Here is a 20828-nt window from a genome sequence, read left to right as displayed (position 1 = left end):
AATGATCGATCCGGTGATGTGGCCCGATGGAGCCTGCGAGTGTGCGCCAGCAGATTTCGTCGAGCAGCGTATCGAAGTCCCGTTCGACGATGATGCGTATCCACCGACCGCTCGCTTCGAGGTTGTCGGGGCGGCGTAGATCAGGCGGAAGTGCCTGTGTGGGGGTGGCGCGGGGCGCTGCCGGTTTCTTGACAGCGCCCCGCGCCGCGGTACGTCCGTGTAGCGGGGTACCGGCAGCTCGGATGCCACGACTGCCGCGTACCCAAACCTGGCCCCCCCTGCGGTAAGTCGAGCATCGGCGGCGCATTCGATTCCGGTTCCGGATGATCGTGTGGTCGAATCTGTTGGTGAAGGATTCTGTGGTCACTGATGCCAGTACGGCGGAGGGCGAGAGCCTCGCTGCCGCCGATGACGCAACTCGCGCGGCTGCCGCTCGCTTCGGGGCGGTGGTCGCTTCGATCGGTGACTCCATCCGCGACGACGACCATGTCCTCGAAACCCTCGACCGGCTCGTCGCAGCAGCGTGCGAGCACATCGGGGACGTCGACCACGCCAGTGTCACCATCGACGTCGACGGCCGAAGCTTCACAGCGTGCTCGACCGACGACTCGACGATGGCTATCGACCTCGAGCAGTACGACCTCGATTCCGGGCCGTGCCTGACCGCTGCTCGCACGCCGGAAACGGTGGTTGCGGATTGCGATGTGATCGACGAGCGATGGCCGGAATTCGGGCCGACCGCCCGCGCTGCAGGTGTGCATTCGATTGTTGCCGAACCCATCTCGTCGGCGCAGGTGACGTTCGGTGCCGTCAACCTCTACAGCCGCACCGCGCATGCTTTCGACGATATCGATCGATCCCTGCTGGCGGCATTGACCGCCGCGATCGGATCCGCCGTCGGCGACTTCGCGCGGATCGGCGCCGCCCAGGACACCGTGGACGGCCTGCGTACCGCTATGGAACATCGGGCCCCGATAGAGCAGGCGAAAGGGATCCTGATGGCTCTGCATCGCATCGGACCCGGCCAGGCTTTCGACATCCTGTCCACTCGGTCTCAGAACACCAATCGCCGTCTTCGTTCGATCGCCGTCGAATTCGTCGCCGCCGTCAGCGAGGTCAGTACAACGGTGACCGATACTCCGACGTGACCGACGCGCTCCGTCTCGGCCGGCGAGCTACCGCGATCGATCCCCGAAGAGCCGTTATCGCGATGTTATTTCCTGGTTATCAATTCGAGATAGATCGGTCGAGTCTTCGATATCCAACACTGGAAAACTAATTGCACAGTCAACGAGGTGACGCAGGAGTGACGGTCACGAGTCCGTCACGGCGCGAGCACCCGGGAGAGGACACGATGACCACCGCCATGCCCGACTCCTCCTTCTCGTGGACCGATACGAACGCGCCGCCGAGCGTGGTTGCCGATGCGGCGGCCCGGTACGACATCGATGTGGAAGCCGTATCCGCCGACCGCAGGGTGGTGCGACTGGCGGGGGAGTTCGAGATGGAGTCCCGTACCGACATTGCCGCAGTCCTCGACCGAGCGATACGCACCGGATCGAAGGTCGATGTCGATCTCTCGGCTGTGACGTTTCTGTACTCGGGTGCGGCGAGGTCGATCATCGACGCCGTCGATGCCTCCGAAGCATTCGAGCAGCAGATGCAGGTGGTCGGCGCGAACCGCGTCGCGTGCAGAATCTTCACCGCTCTCGGCGCCGAACATCTTCTCCGAGAGAACTCCGATCGACATGCCTGACGACACGAGGGTTCGCGATGGGGGCCAGGGCGCGTAGGCGCGTGAGGGTTGGCCGCATGGACGACGGGTACTGAGACGGTCATGATGCTGTGGACATCGCAGAAGAATGTGCACTCGTGGTGACCGACGACGCGGATCCGTCACCGTTTCGCGCTGTACTCACCTCGACGGGGCGGACTCGGGTGCTGACTGTGGACGGCGAACTGGACATGTCTGTCGTGCCGGATCTGGCCACAGCCGCATTCGCCGCTGCTGCCGAGGCCGAGGGTGGTCTGGTCGTCGACCTCACCGACGCTGCTTTCCTGTCCTCCAGCGCCATCACGACCCTGGTCAAGACATCCGAGCATCTGCCGCAAGGGGCGGTGATGGCGCTGGTTGCGACGCGGCCGGTCGTGCTGCGTCCGATCGAGCTCAGCGGGATAGATCGCTTCATGCAGGCCTTCCCTGATCTCGCTTCCGCGATCGCGCACGTGAGCGGCCAGGACAGCGACGCGACCTGATGACAGAACGCAACGCCGATCACCGCGCCGTCGACCCCGCTCGGTGGACACACCATGGCCACGCCGACCCGTCGTCTGCGACGATGCTGCGTCGACGCGTACGACGTTGGGCTGCATCGTTCGACGTCACCGAGGACCTCGTCGACGCCGTCGAGCTCGCCACCTACGAAGCCCTCGCCAACGTCGTCGAGCACGCGTACACCACCTCCAACGAACCCGGAATCATGACGCTGACTGCCGTCCGTGAGCCTTCGACCATCACGATCACCGTCGCCGACGCCGGGATCTGGAAACCTCCTGATCCCACGCCCCACCGCCGCCACGGACTCGATCTGGCCGCAGCCGTCAGCGATCACCTCGACCTCGACCACTCCGCAGTGGGAACCGTCGTATCGATGACGTGGGCGCTCGACTGAAAAGCTGATCAGGCCCGCTGTCGGCGGGGGTCTGCCTGGGTGAGGTGGTGATCGAGCAGCACGGTCAGGTGCTGCTCGACATCGTCGAGCGCTGTGCCACGCACATCCATCACGGCGCCTTCGATTGCTGCCAAGATCGTGTTCGCGAGGGATTCTGCGGTGGATTGCTCGATGCCGTGCTCGACCAGCGATGTTGCGACCGCGGGAGTGGTGGCGCGAGAGACTGCGGCTGCCCGATGGGCAGCCTGCGGTGAATTCGCTGCCGGACACCACGTTCTGACACTGCGCGATGAATGAAGCCAGGCCCTCGCGTGGGGTGGAGTGCGCGGCTGCGGCGGCGATCTGTGCTTCTCGGGTCGATGCTCCGTGGCGTACACGCCGCCGGGACCATCGTCGGGCGAGATCTGGTCGCCGAGATACGGTCCGGAGAAGTCGTCTCGACAGCAACGCTACCGTGGTGGGGCAGTGACTTCGACCCGTTCTCGGTAACTCGCGCGCTCAACCGGTAAGTCAGCGCCGCTCAGATCTGTGCGGGTTGCCAGTCGGGTGCGTGTTCGAGAATTACCTGCTGCAGTAGGCGAGTGGCCTTCTGAACACCTTCCGCAGCGTTGACCAGTGCGTCCTCGTGCTCGATGTTCAGCGTGCCGTCGTACCCTACGGAACGCAGTGTGTAGACGAAGTCCGCCCAGAACGTCGCGCCTTCGGGGTGCCCGAGTCCGAGTGTGACGTAATTCCAGGCTCGCGCATGCGGATCGGTGACGTCGACGGTGTCGAGCACACCGTTGTGCGCTGCATTGTGTCGGTTGATCCGTACGTCCTTGGCGTGCACATGAAAGATGCGGCTGCCCAGGCTGCGAATGACCGACGGGTTGTCTGCGCCCATCCACATCAGGTGCGATGGATCGAGGTTCGCCCCGACGACGGTCGGTTCGGTTGCGTCGGCGAGTCGTTTCATCGTCGAGACGTTGTAGACGAGTTGCGAGCCGCACATTTCGACTGCAAGCCGCACGCCGTGGTCTTTCGCGAAGCGTGCCAATGAATCCCAGTAGGGAAGCGCGATCTCGTTCCATTGGTACTCGAGAATCGCGAGGTTTTCGGGAGGCCACGAGGTGGTGATCCAGTTGGCCGACGAGTCGCCGGGCCCACCGGGTAGTCCGGACATCAGAACGACGGTGGGCACCCCGAGCAACCCGGCGGCCTCGATGGTGCGGCGGACGACGTCGTCGTGGGCAGGTCCCGTGACGGGGTGGAGTTGATTGCCGTTCGCGTTGAGCGCGCTGATCGTGAGATGTCGCGCTTGGACTGCGTCGGTCAGTTTCGCGCGGGCCGCTTCGGATTCCACGAGTTCGGACAGGTTCGCGTGCGGCGCAGTCGACCAGTTGCCGGTAGCGATCTCCACTGACGACAGACCGGCCTCGGCGGCGATGTCGAGCGCTTCCTCGAACGGAAGATGGCTCAGCGAATCCGTGATCAGTCCGATCTGCATGTCAGTCTCCTGGTGTGGTGGTCAGCCAACACTAGAACGTGCTAGATCGGTTTGTAAAGACATAGTCCGTTCGTCGTAGGGCATCATGAGGGGATGAGTGATCTCGAATACCTGGCCACGTTGCTTGCTGGACTGGATGCGGAGATTGTGCGAGTCGCTGCTGCCGACCCGGGTTCCGACGAGCAGTCGTCTGCCATCGACGACGCGGTCGACGCGGTCCTGCGGTTGCGTGCGAAGGTCAAGGCCGGTTACCCCGGCAAGAAGGCCTATTACATCGCGGCGTCGACCGACCCGAATGGAATCCGGGTCGAGGGCATTTCTGCCCTGCAGGGCAAACGTGCCCACGAACTGGTCCGCGACGGCGGATGGATGCACACCGATTCCAGCACGGTGCTCGATCTTCTCGACGACGATCAGATCAGTCGGTACCGCGGCGTCGCGGGACGCGGCGTGACGCAAACATTTCGGGACGCACGTGAGTACCTTTCAGCAGCAACGGGTCTCGACGAAAAATAGATCTGACCAACGTCGATCTGGGCCGAAACGGTCGGAGTCCATCAGTTCCCCAGCACGATGCCTTCTCGACGAGGATCGGCGCCGCCGGTCCAACCGTTGTCGGTGCGCTGGAGGGCGCTGAGGCCGCTGGATTGGTCCGCCGTGGAGACCTGGTGTCCCCATTGCTCGAGTTGTCGTACGACGGGGTCGTCGGGGCCGGTGACGTTCGGGTGTTCACCGCCGTAGTTGGTGGCAGGGGAGTTCGCCGCACCGAAGTCCACCATCGAGACGGCCTGCTGGGGGTTCATTCCCCAATCGAGAACGCCGACAAGTGTCTTGACGACGAACTGAATGATGACGGATCCGCCGGGCGAACCTGCGACCAAGGCGAGGTCGCCTCGGCTGCGGTCGTCAGTCCTGTCGAAGACGAGCGTCGGCGCCATGGAACTGCGTGGGCGCTTGCCCGGTTCCACTCGGTTGGCCAACGGAGTGCCGTCGGGTGCCACGGGCTCGGCGGAGAAGTCCGTCAGCTGATTGTTCAGCAGGAAGCCGTCGACCATGTGGAACGAGCCGAACGCGGACTCGACGGTCGTCGTCATCGACGCGGCGTTTCCGTAGCTGTCGACGACGGAGATGTGGCTGGTTCCGTGTTCCTTCTCGGTGGACGACGCGAACTGCACGGGGCCGAAGTCGCCGTGCTCGGCCTTGCCCATACTGCGCGCAGGATCGATGAGAGCCGCACGCCCCGAGAGGTATTCGGGGTCGAGGAGGGCGTCGGGTGAACCGCCGGGCAGCGGCACGAAATCCGGGTCGGCGACGTAGAAGTCGCGGTCTGCGTAGGCGAGTCGTTCCGCTTCGGAGATCAGATGTACGCCCTCGGCCGTCGGGACACCGCCGTCGGCATCCATGTCGGTGGGCGCGTACTGGCCGAGATCGAAGTTGGACAGAATCCCCATCGTCGACGCGACGGCTATCCCGCCGGACGACGGACCGGGCATTCCGCAGATGTCGTGGTCTCGGTATTCGGTGCAGACGGCGGTTCTGGTCTTCGGCTCGTAGGCGGCCAGGTCCTCCATGGTCAGCAGTCCCGGTGTCCGGCCGGCGGAGGTGTCCGCGGTGGCGTCGACGATGGCTTGCGCGATGTCGCCGGTGTAGAAGGCGTCGGCGCCGCCTGATGCGATGGCGGACAACGTCTTCGACATCCCAGGATTGGTCAGTACCGTTCCCTCGGCCTTCGGGGACGCGTCCGGATTCAGGAAGTACTCTTTCGACGACGGGTCGAGCGCGAGCTTCGGCGCGGAATCGGCAATGGACTGTGCCATTCGCGGGCTGATCTCGAAGCCGTTGTCCGCGAGCGCGACTGCCGGATCGAAGAGCTCCGCCCAGTCCTGCTTTCCGTGGTCGGCGTGGGCTTGCTCGAGCATACGCATGACGCCCGGCACGCCGATCGATCTGCCGCTGGACCGTGCGTCGGGCTGGGGCACCGTCCTGTTCACGTCGTCGATGTACCGCAGGTAGTCACCGGTGGCTGCCGCGGGTGCGACCTCACGTCCGTCGTACGCCTGTATGTCGCCCGACGCCGCGTCGTAGTAGAGGAGGAACGCGCCTCCGCCGATTCCCGACGATTGTGGTTCCACCAGACCGAGGACGGTCTGCGCGGCGATCAATGCATCGGCGGCGGTTCCGCCGTCCGCCAGCACCTCGCACGCAGCGTCGGTGGAGATCGGATTGGCCGTCGACACAGCGAAGTCGGTGGTGTCGACCGGTTCCATCCCGGAGCGATACCCGGTGGCAATCTCCGGATTGGTACCGATGTCACCGCCGGCCGACGGCGCCGCGTCCACCGTCGTCACCGAGTCCGACGCGGGCAACGTGCAGGGCTCGGGCGCGGAGGCGTCGTCCTGTGACGTGGTGCAGGCGGTGATGGGAATCAGCACCAGAGCGCAGGCCGCAATGGTCAGTTTCTTCGCACCGAACTCCGAGACACCCATTGCCCGACGCTACCTCACGGTGTGGTGGTGACGCGTCGCTTCAGGCGTGATCGCGCCGGCTCACGCCGTTGCAGGGGCTCCTGTGATGCGGTCCGCGGCACCCCGCAGGGCGCTGGAGATCGCGTACATCGCGGGTGTGTACTGGCGGCGGGCAAGCGACGCGATGTAGATGACGCGTGTCGGAACGTTGTCCTGTGCGCGGAAGCGAACGGTCTGTACATCCGGGCGATGGTGTACCACTGCAAGTCTGGGGACCATTGCAATGCCGACTCCGGCGGCGACCATGGCTTCGATCTCCTGATAATCGTGGGCCTCGTACACCACTTCCGGCTCGAATCCTGCTGCGCGGCAACTGCGGAACAGCACTTCGGCGGCCGGGTGGTCGCTGCTACGGATGATCCACCTCGACTTCTCGAGGTCGGACAGCGCAACTTCCCTGTCTGGGTGAGTGTCGGTGATCGGGCGGAGCAGGAGAGTCTCGTCCTCCATCAACGATTCGAGCGACAGCGACCTCTCGGCTTCCTCCGTCCATGCGTAGCTCCACAGCAGGGCCAGATCCACTTCGCTGGAGTGAAGCATGTCCAGCAGCTGAGGGCGTACCGCCGACCTGACGCGGACGTCGACCCCCGGCCATCGTGCGTGGTAGTCCTTCAGTGCGTCCGAGAGCAGTGATGCGCTGACGGTGGGGAACGAGCCGAGTCTCACCGATCCACGCGTCAATCCCCGGATTGCTTCGAGATCACCGCTTGCCGCCCGCATCTCACGGCGGAACAGTCGGGCCCTGCTCGTGAGGATCTCTCCTGCTTCCGTCAACTGGACGCCGCGGGGGAGCCGTGTCAGGACCGGCTGTTTGATGCTGTGTTCGAGCTTGGCGATGCGTTGGGACGCAGCGGACGGGGTCATGTTCGCACGTTCGGCGCCTGCGGTCAGCGAACCCGCCTCGGCAATGTCGAGCAGGAGGAACAGAGTCACCACGTCGAAAGAATGCTGCACGGCCGGTCTGCTTTCAGTTGAGCTAAACGAGTTGGTAGCAGAACGATATTGTTCTGAACGGCAGAGGTCAATAATGTGACGTGGACAACGTTCAAGCGCTGAATGTAACCAAGGATCGACCCAGCCACCGAAAGACCTCCCATGACCTCCATCGAGTTACTGCCACTCGTCGCCCTGGTCGCGATGTTCGTGATTGCAACCTTCTTCCCGATCAACATCGGAATCCTCGGCTTCATCGGCGCGTTCGCCGTCGGGTACTTCGCGCTCGGATACGACGACAAGGAAATCCTCACGGCCTTCCCGAGTTCGATCGTCCTTACCATCGTCGGCGTCACCTACTTCTTCGGAATGGCGAAGAAGAACGGCACTATCGACCTACTGGTGAACAGCTGTATCCGGGCCGTTCACGGCCGAGTGACGGTGGTGCCGTGGGTGTTCTTCTTCGCCGCATCGGTACTCACCGCGTTGGGGACGTTCAGCCCGGCGGCCGTCGCGTTGATCACGCCCGCCGCGATGGGATTCGCCGCTCGCACCAGGATGAGCCCTCTGGTCATGGGCATCATGGCCATCAACGGCGCTCACGCAGGCGCATTCTCACCGATCTCCGTGTCGGGTGTGCTGGTCCGCGACATCGTCGAATCCAACGGGCTGTCCATCAACCCGTGGACCCTCTTCTTCGCCAGCTACGGCATCAACCTGCTGCTCTCGGTCCTGACCGTCGTCGGCTACGCCACGTTGGCGCGTGTCCGCGGTCTCGAGTACACCGCCACCGGCACCAGCGAACCCGAGCCCACCAGCGGGTCGCGTGACGGCTCACCTCGCATGACTCCCCGGACCGGCGGCGACGGGGGTGCGGGAGTCCCGGCCGGCGGTGGTCGTCAGGCCACGCAGGTTCTCGCCAGGCCAGGCGGCACCGCAGTGCTCGGCGCGCCCGAGCCCGTCACGGCAGTGCAGAAGCTGACGTTGTTCCTCATCGGCGCGCTTCTCGTTCTCGTCCTGGTCCTGCATCTGCCGATCAGCTTCATCGCGATCGGCGCGGGCGCCGTCCTGGCCTTCACCGACTTGAAGAAGCAGAGCGAGGCGATCGCGGACATAAGCTGGTCGACGGTCCTGCTGGTCGCAGGCATGGTCACCTACATCTCGATCCTCGAAGAGGTCGGCACCATCGATCACCTGGCCGAGATGGCAATCACGATCGGCGCACCGATCGTCGTCGCGATCGTTCTCTGTTACGTCATCGGCGTCACCTCGGCATTCGCGTCGTCGACGGCGCTGCTGGCCGCGATCATCCCGCTCGCGATGCCGCTGCTCGGGACCGGAGCGCTGCCCGTCGTCGGAGTAGTGGCTGCCCTCGCGATCTCGGCGACCGTCGTCGACGTCTCCCCGTTCTCCACCAACGGCGCACTGGTGCTGGCCAACGCTCAGAACATCGAGCGCCCGCGTTTCTACCGCCAGCTTCTCCTCAATGCAGGCATCGTCGTCGCCATCGCACCTGCGCTGTGCTGGCTGATCCTCGTCGTCGTGCCGGAGATGCTGTGATCGCGTTAAGTTCTCCTGAACCTCGCGAACATATTTCGTAATTGTCCTTGACGCGCTGAGAACGCACGCTGGGATCAAGCTTCAGAACATGATCGAAAGGCACACCGGATGTTCACTCTTCGAGGAACCTGGATGCGCGGCGGCACCAGCAAGTGCTGGCTGTTCAATGCCGTGGACATAGACCCCTACATCGCCGACGCCGGGGGACTGGACGCGATCCTGACCGCAGCCTTCGGGTCGGGAGATCCCCGCCAACTCGACGGCGTGGGTGGGGGAAGCTCGACAACGTCCAAAGCAGCGATCGTGCGACGCTCGGCCACTCCCGGCATCGACGTCGACTACCTGTTCGCGCAGGTCGCCGTCGAGAATCGAACCGTCGAATGGGGAAGCAACTGCGGCAACTGCGCCACCGCGATCGGTCTCTACGCGGTGCAGGCGGGACTGGTTCCCGTAGGCAACACGGTCACCGTCGTCCGGATGCGCAACGAGAACACCGGTGCCATTCTCGCCGCGGACATCGCGACACCCGGCGGCCGAGTCCCCACCGAGGGCGACGCCGCAGTGCCCGGCACCACCGCACTCGGCGTCCCCGTCGGGCTGACCTTCACCGATCTTGCTGCCGATCGAGTCTCGCTTCTGCCGGCGGGTGAAGCCGTCGACAGGATCGAACTGGACGGAAAGGAGTACCGGGGCACCCTCGTTCGAGCGGGCGCCCCGGCGGCTCTCTTCGACGCCTCGGACCTGGGACTCGGCGGGTCCGAACCCAACGACGTTCTCGCCCTGCATCTGCCGGTTCTCGTAGCACTGCGTAGACAAGCAGCGCTTCGCATGGGACTCAGCGCGCCCGACGAGCCGATCACCCACGCGATCCCCAAGGTGGGGGTCGTCGGACCGCCGCGGGACTACCGCACGACCGCCGGTGTCGACGTCGACGCGGCCGACTACGACATCTCCGTCCGCATGCTGTCGATGATGGCGCCCCATCCGGCCATCGGTCTGACGTCCGCTGTCGCCGTTGCCGCCGCAGCCACCGTGTCCGGTGGGGTGGTCGCCACCAATGCCCGTATCGGATGGCCGGGTTCCATCCGAATCGGCACCGCCGCGGGGGTTCTCGACGTCGACATCGCCCTGGACTCGGCCGGACTGCTGCACTCGGTCACGCTGCGTCGGGCGGTTCGCCGCATCGCCACCGCCGAACTGTTCGTGGCCGTACCGTCGCCGATCCTGGCCTCGGTCGGTGGCTGAACGCTACTGCCTTACAGCGACGACGGCTTCCAGCTCCACCAGAGCATTCTTCGGCAGCACATGCGTCGGCAACGTCGTTCGAGCGTGACGACCCGCAGGGCCCAACACGTCGATCAGAAGTCCCGACGCGGATTCGGCAGCGGCCGGTTGGTCCGTGAAGTCCGGTCCGCTGGCGATCCAGACGTTCAGTTTGAGAACCTGCGTCACGTTCTCGAGTCCGACGGCCTGGTCGATTCTGGCCAGCAGATTGAGAGCGGCGACCTCGGCGGCGGCCGCGGCGTCCTCGGTGGTGGCGTCCACCCCTGCCTTGCCGCTGAGGACCTCTCCGCTCGGGGTCCGCGAGATCTGTCCCGACAGGTACAGCACGTCGCGGTGCTGCGTCCAGGCGTCGTACGAGTACGCCGGGGCGCCCAGCTCGGGCAGGCTCAGGTTCCGTTCTGCCAGACGCTGCCGGGGATCGATGGTGCTGGTGTCGGTCATGCCGTGGTCCTGTCGCGTCGAGTGAGGTTGTAGGTTCGGCTCCGGCCGATGAACCAGAGATCTTCGGTACCGATCGCCACATCTCCGTACCGCCAGGGGATCTCGGCGGCGCCGTACGATCCGACGTCCAAGGCGTGCTTGTATCCGGGACGCAGCTCGTTGGCGAAGGACTCCTGTTTGCCCATGAGATGGCCGACGTTGCGGCGACGATAGATGGTGTCGAAATCGGTGTCCTCGCCCAGCATTCCGATCTCGATCATGCGGGGGAGGTGCGGGGCCAGGAACTGCAGTGTTCCTTCGTGTACGTCCTCGCAGACGACGCCGGGACGAAGTTGACCGATGATGCCCTCCCGCACGACGGTGAAGAAGAACTCGTACGCCTCCTTGGCTGCAGGAGTGCGGGGCAGCGAACGCGCCATGTCGGACGTCGCGACGACGACGCCGTCGATGGTCACCTGCACCCCGGCGTCGAGCTGAATGCACGTGGTGTCCCCGTTGATCGGGAAGTCTACGGGTGGGCCCGGGAACAGCATGCGGTTCGACGAGTGCAGGTTGGTGAAATACGGCTCGACGACGAACCCGATGGCATTCTCGGTCGTGAACTTGTCGATGAAGTCGACGTAGCGGGTGTAGATGTCCAGTTCGGTGAACTCGGTTCCCGCGTCGATTTCCTGTTCGGCCCAGGCCAGTGCCTCCTCGATCGCGTACACGCTCGTGCGGGCAGCGATGACCTGGAACGGTAGGTCTTCGTGATCGCGGATGTCGCGCCAGTGCGCCAGATCGATCGACGCGGAGACCGGACTCAACCCGGCGGCCACGAGCTGTCCGGCGATTCCGACGGACATGAATTCTTCCTCGATACCGATCCGCTTCCCGGGCACCAGCGCCGCGACGGCCTCGGCGAGAGAGGCATAGTCACCGACCGCGTCGCCGTACTCGCTTGCGTCGGCGGTGGTGATCACGAACACCCGGTCGCTCCCCGGTGCCCACACCGCGACGTCACCGCGTGCCGACCTGCCGGTGATCTCGGAGAAGTTCGGCGGCGAGAGCACGACCAGACCGTCGACACCGCGTTCGGCGGCAATGGATTCCAAGCCCGTGAAACGAGTGTCCGCGGCACCGAAATCCTCGGTCAGACCCTGCAGGTGCGGCACGTCGGAAATCAGCGCGGTGGCGACGTCGGCCCCACGTCGACGCCAGTCGGTGAACCGATCGACGATCTCCGACGTCGAGATCGCGTGAACACGAACAGGACTCGGAGCGAGAGGTTCGGTGGTGACCGTCAGGCTGTCCGAGAGCGTCAACTGGTGGCTGTAGACCACGTCGGCGTCGAGATGCACGGCGTCGTCGTCGGCAAGGTCCTTCACCAGGGCGGTAAGACTCTGCGCGACGGTGACATCGGCGATGGGACGTGGATCGATGGTGACCCACGGTGCGTAGAAGCGGATGCGCTCGGGGGCGACGCCGGCCGAGAGGACGTTGCCCTGTTCCTGCTGGCGGACGAGGAGGATGGCGTCCTCACCGTCGCGGGATGCGATCAGTGGCGTGACGAGCGGATGAGAGTCCAACCGAATGGCCGAGAACAGCAGACTCTTCCGGGGGTGCAGGCCGAACTCGTCGGCCAGCGTGTCGAGATGTGCGGATAGACGCAACATGAATACTCCTGTCGTTGAAAACTGGTCGAGGTCAGCTGATTCCGGCAGTGACCCCGATGTGCGACTCGACTTCGGTGACGTAGTCGGCGAACGTGGGTGAATAGCGGTGCTCTTTGTCGCGGGGGCGGGGCAAGTCGATCGTGATGTCGGCGATGATCCGGCCCGGGCGGTCTCCGACGACCACGACGCGGTCACCCAGCCACACGGCCTCGGAGATGCTGTGGGTGACGAAGACGACGCTGCATCCCGTCTTCTGCCAGATGCGCTGGATCTCGAAGTTCATGGTGTCGCGGGTCATCGCGTCGAGTGCACCGAACGGTTCGTCCATCAAGAGCAGTTCCGGGTCCGATACCAAAGCCCGACAGATGGCGACTCGCTGCTGCATACCGCCCGACAACTCGTAGGAGTAGCGCTTGGCTTTGTCCTTCAGCCCCACCATGTCCAGGAGTTCGAGTGCCCTGGCCTTCGATGCGTTGTCGCGAGTGCCTCTGAACTCCAGCGGCAGCAGGACATTGTCGAGGTTGTTGCGCCACGGCAGCAGGACCGGGCTCTGGAAGACCATGCCGATCTCTTCGACACCCGCGGCGATCGGATCGCCCTTGATGAGCACCTCGCCCTTCGTCGCCGCCTGGAGCCCGGAGATGGTTTTCAGAAGGGTCGTCTTGCCGCTGCCGGACTGGCCGACGATCGAGACGAACTGGCCGTGCTCGACGTCGAAGTTCACGCCGTCGAGGACCGCGTTGGTGTCTCCGTCGCGCGATCGGAACGAGACCCCTACGTTGTTGACTTCAACTGCCTTGTTCATTGTTCTCTCCCGGTCAGGTAGGCGGTCATGGTGCGGAGATCTCGTCGGAAGTGGGTAGTGGGTCGATGTAGTCGTTGCTGTAGACCTGTGCGGGCGTCAGCGTCGAGTTCGGATCGAGACCGAGAAACTCTCGTGAGACGTCGATCATCTGTTGGACGCCGTCGTCGGTCATGAGGCCGAAGGGCTCCGACTCCTCGCCGAGGCGATTGTTCAGCGCGCACTGTTCGTCCAGGGCAAGAACGACGGTGCTGGTCTCGTACCCCTGCACCTCCTTGTGGAACGAGTCGGCAGCGCCCTCCGGGTTCTCGCAGGACCACAGGTATGCCTTCTGCAGCGCCCGGTTGAACTTGACGACGCGCTCCGGGTTGTTCTGCAGTTGCTCGTTGGAGAAGACGATTCCGTTGCCGTACAGGTCGATGCCGAGGTCGGACCACTTCAACACCACCGGCTCCTTGCCGAGGGCATCGATAGCCGGACCGTCGGATACCGAGAGAGCCAAATTGGCGTCCCATTGGCCCGAGACGAGCCCGGGAATCTTGGCGCTGCTGGCCGCGTGGATCACGTTCACGTCGTCGGCGGAGAGGCCCAACTTGCTCAGGGCGTACGGCCACATGGCCGTCATCGCGCCTGCACCCTCGGTTGCAATGGTTCTGCCCGGCAGGTCTTCCCAACTGTGGATGTCACCGTCGGACAATGCAACCACCGCGTAGGCCGACCGGGCCTGCAGCAGGTCGACCTGCGTCACCTGAGCGCCGCGACCCTGGTTGAGGACGGTGACACCGAAATCGGCCCACCCGGCGTCGACCTTGCCGGTATCCACGGCGGCGACGGTGTTACCCGACCCGGATCCGGGCATCACGGTGACGTCGAGGCCTTCCTCCTCGAAGAATCCACGATCCACGGCCGCGAAGAAGGGTGCGTGCTTGGGCAGGTATCCGACGTCGACCATCAGTGACATCTTCTCGCCGGATCCTGTTGCGCTACAGGCGGTCAACGGTGCGACGAGGGCGGCGGCGATCATCAACGCCGCAGTGCGTGTCCTACGCATTCTGGTCTCCAGTTCGATCGGTCATTTCGCGTGGGACTTCCAGGGCATGAGCTTCTTGCCGGCGAAGTCGACGACGAAGAACAGAACCAGCGCGATGGCGGCGAGTACGAAGAACGCCGCGAACATGGCGGCCAGATCCACCTGACTGTTGGCGAGCATGATCACGTATCCGAGGCCCTTCGACCCGGCGATGAACTCACCGACGACGGCGCCGCCCACAGCAAGGGAGATCGAGATCTTGGCACCGGAGAAGATCGACGGAAGTGCGTAGATGAACTCGATCTTCGTCAGACGCTTCCATGTCGACGCCTTGTTGATCCGCGCCAGTTCCTTCAGCTCGTGCGGAACGGTGCTGAGACCGTCGAACGTGTTGATGACCAGTGGGAAGAAGGCAATTGCCATGGCGACGAATGCTTTCGACTCGAAGCCGAAGCCGAACCACACGATGAACAGAGGTGCCAGGGCGACCTTGGGAATCGTGTCGATCGTGACGAGGGCCGGATAGAGAAACGTCCTGATCGTCGGTGAATAGTGCAGCAGGCCCCCGCACACGATGCCGAGCAACGTGCCGCCGACGAATCCTGCCAGCGCCTCGCCGATCGTCACCCAGGCGTTCGTCGCGAAATAGTCGAAGCGGGAGAACAATTCGGCGAACGCCGCGATGGGTCCGACCAGAATGTATTCAGGAGGTCGGGTTATCGCCACTGCCAGTTCCCACAGGCCCAACAGCCCGAGGATGCCGACGACGGCTTTGGTGCCGGTGACGAGCGAGTCGCGACGAGGCCACGGCCTGCGGGTCGGTACTCGAACCGGCGGTGCGGCAGGAGTCGGAACGCCTGCGGGCGCTGCGCTTGTCTGTATTTCGGATGCTGTCATGGCCATTCATCCTTCGGTGAGGGATCGAATTCAGGGCTGGATCGTTGTGACCGAACGACGACTGGGGTTGCCGACACGGTGCGGGCTCGACGAGGACTGGTGGGCGCAGGCATTCCGGTGTGCCTGCACCGCTCGGTGGTGCATCTGCTCCCGATTGCGCGATCGGCAGCGACTACTTCGTCTGCATGAACAGAGTTTCACTTTTTGGTGAACTAGGCGAACCGTACAACGTGATCGTCGACACGTCCATAGATCGCCGGCAGACAATGTCCACGCGCTGACCGATGGAGACAGCTGCTCGTGCCGCTCTACCGGCGTCGATGCCCCAGTTGAATCGACGGATGCCAAAAAGAATGGGCGTGTGCCGGCCTTCCGGCCCCGCGATCGACGTCTTCGTCCACCGGATCGGCCGGTGCCGTGGTTCACTGTCTGGTGTAAGTCGCCGAACAGGCGTAGGTAACGAGTGGAGACAGCCAGGGGGTTCGACACGATGTCGACAGCGTCCGAGGTTCAGGGCCGCCGAGGTGCACGCGGCGGGGATGTTCGGGGCAACATCTTGACGGAGGCCATGGCGGAGTTCGCGGCCAAGGGCTTCACCGGCGCCCGAATGGACGACATCGCGCTACGGACGAAGACGACGAAGAAGATGATCTACTACTACTTCGGCGACAAGAAAGGTCTCTACCGATCGGTGCTCGAGAGCGCGATCGTCAACATTCGCGCCGAGGAGCAGCGGGTTCACGTCGACGAACTCGATCCCGTGGACGCACTCCGGCGCGTCGTCGAGCTGACCTTCGACTACCACGAGCGGAACCCCGACTTCGTCCGTCTGATGGCGAGCGAGAACACGCTCAAAGCCTTCTACCTGGGACAATCCGGGGAGCGCAGCGAACTCGCCGGCCCGGCACTGGATCTACTGTCCGACATCCTCCACCGCGGCCGTGAAGCAAAAGTCTTCAAGGACGGTATCGACGCCGTCGACCTCCACTTCACCATCACCAGCTTCAGCTTCTTCCGCGTCTCCAACCAGTACACCTTCGACTGGCTGTTCCAGTTCGACCCCGTCGCGCCCGAGAACCGGGAGCGTCTTCGAAAAATGCTCACCGACATGGTCATCGGATACGTGACGGTCGGCTGACGCTGCACAGAGTGTGGTCGGAAGACACGAATTGCCCGATACTTCGTCGATTCGGCGCTATTCCGCGAATTCGTGAAGTATCGGGCAATTCGTAGCACTGCGGTCGACGCACGATCACTCATGGACGACGCGCGGTTGTGCGACAGGGCCGCCAGCGGCGAATGGTCAGTACCAGTTCGCTGTTTCCCTCGACAGTTCGAATCCGTGTCCGTTTGCGGTGCTGCACATCATTGCGGTGCGCCTGGATGTACATGTGTATCCGTCGAAGGTGACGGACTGGTCGTACTCGAGTACTACTGGGAACTCCGAGGCGAATACTCCTTGGTTGAAGCAGGTCGGTTCCACTCGGTCCGGGTGCAGGAAGAACCCCTTGGACAGTTCATCGACGGTGAAGGTGGGGTTGGTGCAGGCCGCGCCCCGAGGCACTGGCGCGTCGCGCGATTGGCAACCGGATCCGTAGGTGTCGGAGGAGATTCGGCAGGAGATGTTCTTGGTGGGCGACGTCCACGCGATGCCGTTGCCGTCGGCGGCCAGGGTTGCCGGATCGACCTGCTCGACCTGCTCGACCTGCTCGACCTGCTCGACCTGCTCGACCTGCTCGGTCGGTGCGGCCGGTGCGGCCGGTGCGGTCGGGGTTCGAGAAGTGCTCGTCGCCCCGGGGCTCGGGGCGGTAACGTCGTCGGAACTCGCGCATCCACCGAATGCGACTACCGAGAGCGCGATGATCGCGCACGCAGCTGCAGTGCGAACAGGAGCATCGGGTTCGGCGGCGTCACGCGACCGGAAGAAGCGCGTCATCAGACGCCGAGCACGGTGACGGCCGGGGTGAGATAACCGAAGTATTCGGGGGCGAGCGGGATCAGTCCGGTCCACCCCGGAACGCGACCGTAGACCACGAGTAGGACCGGTCCGGCGCCGGTCGGTAGCACCGCCGTGCGATCGATGGCCGGGTAGATGCCGTCGAGGGTGCCCGGTACCGCGTTCGGGAGGCCGGTCAGACCGGATCGGCCTGTGCTCAGGTTGACCCAGCCCACGCGCAGGTCCGACGGTTGGTAGTCGAGCCAGCGCTGTACCACGGTGATCTGGCGAGCTGGGTGGTCGATGATCGCGTCCACTTTCGCACCGGGGAAGCCGCCTGTCCGATTCGCGAGGTTGACGGTGTCGACCCCGTTCGCGACAGGCGCGGCGACGGCGGCAAGTCCGGCGACGTCGGCCGGTACACCCACGGCCTGCAGGGCGGCAACGGGGTCGACGGGTGGACTCGCATGAGCTGTGCCCCCGGCGCCGAGCGTCAGCGCGACGGTGGCGGCGAACCCTACGACGAGAGAGGTCAGTGTGGTTCCACGTTTCATGTCCGGCTCCCCATCTTCGACGAGCGATGTGTGCTCACCGTAGGTGCCGCGGATGCAGAAATGGCGATTCTCGCCAAGTTGTTACCCAACGTAACCACATTGTGTTCTCCGAGACGTAGTCCGTGTCCTGGGGGAGGTCAGGGTTTCGTCGGCGGCCGGTCCGGGGTGACGGGCTGGGCCGAGTCCGGTCGAGGAATGCGCCGGTAGGGTCGCTGTGGTGGTCCGATGCGGTGCATACGGCGCGGTGGCTGCTCGGTCTCGTCGATCTTCTCCACTGCCGGGGGTTCCGGGGGCTGTGGTGTCGGTGCCGGTGGTGTCGGTGCCGGCCCGATGTCGAACGAGGCACCGGCCAGGGCCCGTTCCTTCGATGTGGTGGCACCCCAGATACCGTGCGGCTCGGCGGCTTCCAGTGCGTAGTCCCTGCAGGTGCGCATCACCGGGCAGCCGGTGCAGATGGCTTTGGCCCGAGCTTCCATGGCCGCGAGCGATCTACCCCGCGCGCTGGTCGGCGGGTAGAACAGCACAGGGTCCTCGTGTCTGCACGACCCACGCAGCTGCCAATCCCACTGCTCGGCGACGGGCTGAGGCAGGCTCGGCGGCAACGAACGGTAGCGCGTGACGGCGGAATGCGGATCGAGCGACATCGTTCTCCTTCACACCGCCGCGTGCTGCGCGAGCGTCTTGTACAGGCCTGCGACGTGCGCGGCCGTGTCGTGTACCAGTTCCCCTGTCCGCGAGGACATGTCCGCGAGGGTGGACGGACCCGCCGCGATGGAGAAGGCCGCGGCGATCCCCGCGTCGCGTATCTCCTCGGGCGTCAGGACGACCCGTCCGGCGATGACGACGACGGGGCAGGTGGGAGGCGCGGCCCGTCGCACACCGGCAACGACCTTGCCTCGCAACGACTGCGAATCGAAGGATCCCTCGCCGGTCACGATCATGGATGCGTCGGAGCACAGTTCCTCGAACCCGATAGCACTCATGACCATGTCCGATCCGGGCATCAGCTGCACATCGAGGTAGGCCGCAAGAGACGCAGGCAACCCGCCCGCCGCGCCCATGCCCTCGGTCGTGGTGACGTCGGTCCCGGTGGCGGATTTCAGCACGTCGGCGAGATGCGCCAAACCGGAGTCGATGGTCTCCACGTCCGTCGGGGTTGCGCCCTTCTGCGGCCCGAACACCGCTGCGGCACCGCTGTTCCCGAGCAACGGATTGTCGACGTCGACGGCGATCCGAACGGTCACCTCGCCCGCGCGCGGATGCAGGCCGCTGACGTCGATGCTGTCGATGTCGGCCAGACCGGCGGCACCCGGCTCGACGACGCTGCCCGCGCCGTCGAGAAACCGTGCGCCGAGGGCGGACAGGAAACCGGTACCGCCGTCGTTGCTCGCGCTCCCGCCGATGCACAGCAGGATTTCGGAGACCCCGTCGTCGAGAAGTTGCCGGGCGAGTACGCCCACGCCGTGACTGTCCGCTCGCAGAGGCTGCAGCGTGGCGTCGGAGACATGAGGGAGACCGTTGGCTTCAGCAGCTTCGATGACGCCGGTCCTGCCGTCGGCGGACACCGCGATCCGCGCGGATCGGGTTCGCCCGATCGCGTCGACGGTGTCGATCTCGCTGATCCGCGCGTCGAGGGATGCTGCGAGCGCATCCAGCGTCCCTTCCCCGCCGTCGGCCATCGGGCATTCGACGATCCTCGCTTCCGGTCCCAGCACGTCCCGGAAGCCGGCGGCCATCGCCGACGCCACGTCGGCGGCCGTGCCGGAGCCCTTGAACGAATCCGGGGCAACGACGATCGTGGTTCGCCGCGCGTCGGTTCTGTGCTGTTCCATGACAGTAGGTTAGGTCACCGACTCCGGTCGAGGTATGGGCTTCGTGCACATTGTTCGAGTGAAATTGTGGCAGATATCGGTGCACGGCGCACAGTCATCGACGGATGTCGTCCGCGTCGACCCGTCGGGCCGACGCGAGAGCCAGCTTCATGGCCACGGCGTCGTCGAAGACCCGCAGGTCCAGCCCCGTCAGTTGCTCGATGCGGTTCAACCGCTGCACGACGGTGTTCCGGTGGGTGTGCAGAGCGGATGCCGTCGTCACGATCGACAGATTGTTCTCGATCAGTACTGCCGCGGTCTCGCGCAACGCGTCCGACAGTGGGCCGACGATTCGCCTCGCGGAGTCCAGCGCGATGGCCTCGGGCTGACGGCCGACGAGGATGTCGATGTCGAGTGCGGTGAGCTCGTGGACGACGCCGTCCGGCAGGTGGTGCCGGAGCAGTACGTCCATCTGCTGCACGTCGACGACCAGTTCGGGCGTGGATGCTCCCACACGCCCGGTGACGACGGAGGCGCCTGCGGCGCGCAGTCGATCGACGACGACGGCGCGGGTGCTCGCGTCGGACGAACCGACGAGGAGCCACAGTGTGGTGTCGCGTTCCCATGCGACGACGTTGCCGATGCCCACCACGCTGTTGCGGAACCGACCGAGCGCAGCGGGGCCGGTCGACGTACTGCGGGCAGTCACGATCGACCACGGCGGCCGGATCGGTCTGCCCACGTCGCGGAGCATGGCCACGACGCGAGCCTCGGACACTCGGGAGTCGACGATCATCGCGTTCAGTAGATCTCGCAGCGACGATTCCCTCCACCGCGCGTCGTCGAGGTGCTGCTCCTGCTTCAGCAGAAGCGACACGGTGAGCACGAGGATGCGGGCGAGAGGCTCGACGACGGCGGGGTCGCCGGTGATTCCGACGACCCCCACCGCTTCGTTCTTCACTGCGCCGGGTTCCGCCCCGTCGTCGCTCAGGTAGAACGGCACGTTCACACCCTCGCGCATGTCCGGATCGGCACCGTCGGCGTCGATCCGGACGACGTCCCCGCGCTCGAGTGCTCGCACCGCGCCGTCGTGCAGCGTGCCCAGGCGCGCTGGATCGACGGACGCGATGATGATGCCGTGGGCATCCATGATGTTGACGTTGTGTGCGACGACTGGACGCACTTGGTCGACCACGCGCTGGGCGAGTTCGGCGGTCAGCATCGCCCGAGCGTACCCGGGAG

General features: G+C 64.7%; 23 protein-coding genes. 9 read left to right on the top strand and 14 right to left on the bottom strand.

The annotated features are described in order from the left end of the window. Position 1: 1 nt before the first annotated feature. The 5 genes from CH289_RS28170 (at position 2) to CH289_RS04900 (ending at position 2672) form a co-directional block, all read left to right on the top strand. Positions 2-139 carry a hypothetical protein gene (locus CH289_RS28170; RefSeq protein ID WP_179276735.1) on the top strand — a complete coding sequence of 46 codons (138 nt, stop codon included), beginning with the start codon at positions 2-4 and terminating at the stop codon, positions 137-139. A 208-nt stretch (positions 140-347) separates the two neighbouring features. Next, positions 348-1148 carry an ANTAR domain-containing response regulator gene (locus tag CH289_RS04915; protein ID WP_256977035.1) on the top strand — a complete coding sequence of 267 codons (801 nt, stop codon included), beginning with the start codon at positions 348-350 and terminating at the stop codon, positions 1146-1148. A gap of 158 nt (positions 1149-1306) precedes the next feature. Then, complete coding sequence (locus tag CH289_RS04910) at positions 1307-1756, top strand: STAS domain-containing protein (protein ID WP_052083145.1); 450 nt, start codon at positions 1307-1309, stop codon at positions 1754-1756. Positions 1757-1845: 89 nt separating this feature from the next. Further along, entirely contained in the window at positions 1846-2256 is a 411-nt protein-coding gene (locus CH289_RS04905) for an STAS domain-containing protein (RefSeq protein WP_033189191.1), read from the top strand. Continuing rightward, on the top strand, positions 2256-2672 hold the full coding sequence (locus tag CH289_RS04900; RefSeq protein WP_094727470.1) for an ATP-binding protein: 417 nt from the start codon (positions 2256-2258) through the stop codon (positions 2670-2672). The genes CH289_RS04905 and CH289_RS04900 overlap by 1 nt, the downstream gene beginning before the upstream one ends. Before the next feature lie 8 nt (positions 2673-2680). On the opposite strand, the gene CH289_RS29000 is transcribed toward CH289_RS04900, so the two are convergent. Together CH289_RS29000 and CH289_RS04890 are read right to left on the bottom strand one after the other, a co-directional pair. Further along, positions 2681-3049, bottom strand: a complete 369-nt coding sequence (locus tag CH289_RS29000; protein ID WP_020111926.1) for an LmrA/YxaF family transcription factor — start codon at positions 3047-3049, stop codon at positions 2681-2683. A 143-nt stretch (positions 3050-3192) separates the two neighbouring features. Next, the gene (locus tag CH289_RS04890) at positions 3193-4158 is read right to left on the bottom strand and encodes a sugar phosphate isomerase/epimerase family protein (RefSeq protein WP_094727469.1); all 966 of its coding nucleotides are present in this window, start codon (positions 4156-4158) and stop codon (positions 3193-3195) included. Between the two features lie 93 nt (positions 4159-4251). Here CH289_RS04890 and CH289_RS04885 point away from each other — a divergent pair, with 93 nt between their 5' ends. Next, on the top strand, positions 4252-4674 hold the full coding sequence (locus CH289_RS04885) for a phosphate acetyltransferase (protein WP_094727468.1): 423 nt from the start codon (positions 4252-4254) through the stop codon (positions 4672-4674). Between the two features lie 41 nt (positions 4675-4715). On the opposite strand, the gene ggt is transcribed toward CH289_RS04885, so the two are convergent. Together ggt and CH289_RS04875 are read right to left on the bottom strand one after the other, a co-directional pair. Further along, positions 4716-6644 (bottom strand): gamma-glutamyltransferase, encoded by a 1929-nt coding sequence (gene ggt / locus CH289_RS04880; RefSeq protein ID WP_094727467.1) that lies wholly within the window; start codon positions 6642-6644, stop codon positions 4716-4718. Between the two features lie 60 nt (positions 6645-6704). Beyond that, a complete protein-coding gene (locus tag CH289_RS04875) occupies positions 6705-7637 on the bottom strand; it encodes a LysR family transcriptional regulator (protein WP_094727466.1) in 933 nt (310 codons plus the stop codon). 141 nt (positions 7638-7778) lie between these two features. On the opposite strand from CH289_RS04875, the gene CH289_RS04870 reads away from it, so the two are divergent. Further along, complete coding sequence (locus CH289_RS04870) at positions 7779-9176, top strand: SLC13 family permease (RefSeq protein ID WP_019663767.1); 1398 nt, start codon at positions 7779-7781, stop codon at positions 9174-9176. Between the two features lie 108 nt (positions 9177-9284). After that, positions 9285-10421, top strand: a complete 1137-nt coding sequence (locus tag CH289_RS04865; RefSeq protein WP_094727465.1) for a PrpF domain-containing protein — start codon at positions 9285-9287, stop codon at positions 10419-10421. A gap of 3 nt (positions 10422-10424) precedes the next feature. Here CH289_RS04865 and CH289_RS04860 read toward each other — a convergent pair whose 3' ends face one another. The 5 genes from CH289_RS04860 to CH289_RS04840 are packed head-to-tail and all read right to left on the bottom strand — an operon-like array spanning position 10425 to position 15285. Further along, positions 10425-10901: a RidA family protein gene (locus CH289_RS04860; protein WP_019663765.1), complete on the bottom strand. Its 477-nt coding sequence runs from the start codon at positions 10899-10901 to the stop codon at positions 10425-10427. Next, entirely contained in the window at positions 10898-12556 is a 1659-nt protein-coding gene (locus CH289_RS04855) for a M24 family metallopeptidase (protein ID WP_094727464.1), read from the bottom strand. The genes CH289_RS04860 and CH289_RS04855 overlap by 4 nt, the downstream gene beginning before the upstream one ends. Positions 12557-12587: 31 nt before the next feature. Further along, a complete protein-coding gene (locus tag CH289_RS04850) occupies positions 12588-13361 on the bottom strand; it encodes an ABC transporter ATP-binding protein (protein WP_019663763.1) in 774 nt (257 codons plus the stop codon). 25 nt (positions 13362-13386) lie between these two features. Then, entirely contained in the window at positions 13387-14409 is a 1023-nt protein-coding gene (locus CH289_RS04845) for an ABC transporter substrate-binding protein (RefSeq protein WP_020111919.1), read from the bottom strand. Between the two features lie 21 nt (positions 14410-14430). Beyond that, positions 14431-15285 carry an ABC transporter permease gene (locus tag CH289_RS04840; RefSeq protein ID WP_230594264.1) on the bottom strand — a complete coding sequence of 285 codons (855 nt, stop codon included), beginning with the start codon at positions 15283-15285 and terminating at the stop codon, positions 14431-14433. Positions 15286-15775: 490 nt separating this feature from the next. Between CH289_RS04840 and CH289_RS04835 the strand changes: the two genes are divergently transcribed. Then, positions 15776-16423, top strand: coding sequence for a TetR family transcriptional regulator (locus CH289_RS04835; RefSeq protein WP_019663760.1), 648 nt, complete (start codon positions 15776-15778; stop codon positions 16421-16423). A gap of 165 nt (positions 16424-16588) precedes the next feature. Here CH289_RS04835 and CH289_RS04830 read toward each other — a convergent pair whose 3' ends face one another. The 5 genes from CH289_RS04830 to CH289_RS04810 all read right to left on the bottom strand — a co-directional run bounded on the left by CH289_RS04830 (position 16589) and on the right by CH289_RS04810 (position 20808). Beyond that, positions 16589-17221 (bottom strand): DUF6636 domain-containing protein, encoded by a 633-nt coding sequence (locus CH289_RS04830; protein WP_094727463.1) that lies wholly within the window; start codon positions 17219-17221, stop codon positions 16589-16591. After that, a complete protein-coding gene (locus CH289_RS04825; RefSeq protein WP_094727462.1) occupies positions 17221-17775 on the bottom strand; it encodes a hypothetical protein in 555 nt (184 codons plus the stop codon). Before CH289_RS04825 ends, CH289_RS04830 begins: the two co-directional genes overlap by 1 nt. A 137-nt stretch (positions 17776-17912) precedes the next feature. After that, on the bottom strand, positions 17913-18419 hold the full coding sequence (locus CH289_RS04820; RefSeq protein ID WP_052062064.1) for a WhiB family transcriptional regulator: 507 nt from the start codon (positions 18417-18419) through the stop codon (positions 17913-17915). Between the two features lie 9 nt (positions 18420-18428). Beyond that, complete coding sequence (locus tag CH289_RS04815; RefSeq protein WP_094727461.1) at positions 18429-19607, bottom strand: glycerate kinase; 1179 nt, start codon at positions 19605-19607, stop codon at positions 18429-18431. A gap of 94 nt (positions 19608-19701) precedes the next feature. Next, on the bottom strand, positions 19702-20808 hold the full coding sequence (locus CH289_RS04810; RefSeq protein WP_037144950.1) for a CdaR family transcriptional regulator: 1107 nt from the start codon (positions 20806-20808) through the stop codon (positions 19702-19704). Between the last annotated feature and the right edge of the window lie 20 nt (positions 20809-20828).

Origin of the sequence: Rhodococcus sp. RS1C4, from assembly GCF_002258225.1 — a bacterium.
Classification (GTDB): Bacteria; Actinomycetota; Actinomycetes; order Mycobacteriales; family Mycobacteriaceae; genus Rhodococcoides; species Rhodococcoides fascians_E.
Note: the sequence above shows the minus strand (reverse complement) of the source record. Positions and strands in the feature narration are given on the sequence as shown.

Coding starts and splice junctions, on each gene's coding strand:
- CH289_RS28170 (WP_179276735.1), top strand. CDS start 2: ATGATCGATCCGGTGATGTGGCCCGATGGAGCCTGCGAGTGTGCGCCA.
- CH289_RS04900 (WP_094727470.1), top strand. CDS start 2,256: ATGACAGAACGCAACGCCGATCACCGCGCCGTCGACCCCGCTCGGTGG.
- CH289_RS04890 (WP_094727469.1), bottom strand. CDS start 4,158: ATGCAGATCGGACTGATCACGGATTCGCTGAGCCATCTTCCGTTCGAG.
- CH289_RS04885 (WP_094727468.1), top strand. CDS start 4,252: ATGAGTGATCTCGAATACCTGGCCACGTTGCTTGCTGGACTGGATGCG.
- ggt (WP_094727467.1), bottom strand. CDS start 6,644: ATGGGTGTCTCGGAGTTCGGTGCGAAGAAACTGACCATTGCGGCCTGC.
- CH289_RS04870 (WP_019663767.1), top strand. CDS start 7,779: ATGACCTCCATCGAGTTACTGCCACTCGTCGCCCTGGTCGCGATGTTC.
- CH289_RS04865 (WP_094727465.1), top strand. CDS start 9,285: ATGTTCACTCTTCGAGGAACCTGGATGCGCGGCGGCACCAGCAAGTGC.
- CH289_RS04860 (WP_019663765.1), bottom strand. CDS start 10,901: ATGACCGACACCAGCACCATCGATCCCCGGCAGCGTCTGGCAGAACGG.
- CH289_RS04855 (WP_094727464.1), bottom strand. CDS start 12,556: ATGTTGCGTCTATCCGCACATCTCGACACGCTGGCCGACGAGTTCGGC.
- CH289_RS04850 (WP_019663763.1), bottom strand. CDS start 13,361: ATGAACAAGGCAGTTGAAGTCAACAACGTAGGGGTCTCGTTCCGATCG.
- CH289_RS04845 (WP_020111919.1), bottom strand. CDS start 14,409: ATGCGTAGGACACGCACTGCGGCGTTGATGATCGCCGCCGCCCTCGTC.
- CH289_RS04840 (WP_230594264.1), bottom strand. CDS start 15,285: ATGACAGCATCCGAAATACAGACAAGCGCAGCGCCCGCAGGCGTTCCG.
- CH289_RS04835 (WP_019663760.1), top strand. CDS start 15,776: ATGTCGACAGCGTCCGAGGTTCAGGGCCGCCGAGGTGCACGCGGCGGG.
- CH289_RS04830 (WP_094727463.1), bottom strand. CDS start 17,221: ATGACGCGCTTCTTCCGGTCGCGTGACGCCGCCGAACCCGATGCTCCT.
- CH289_RS04825 (WP_094727462.1), bottom strand. CDS start 17,775: ATGAAACGTGGAACCACACTGACCTCTCTCGTCGTAGGGTTCGCCGCC.
- CH289_RS04820 (WP_052062064.1), bottom strand. CDS start 18,419: ATGTCGCTCGATCCGCATTCCGCCGTCACGCGCTACCGTTCGTTGCCG.
- CH289_RS04815 (WP_094727461.1), bottom strand. CDS start 19,607: ATGGAACAGCACAGAACCGACGCGCGGCGAACCACGATCGTCGTTGCC.
- CH289_RS04810 (WP_037144950.1), bottom strand. CDS start 20,808: ATGCTGACCGCCGAACTCGCCCAGCGCGTGGTCGACCAAGTGCGTCCA.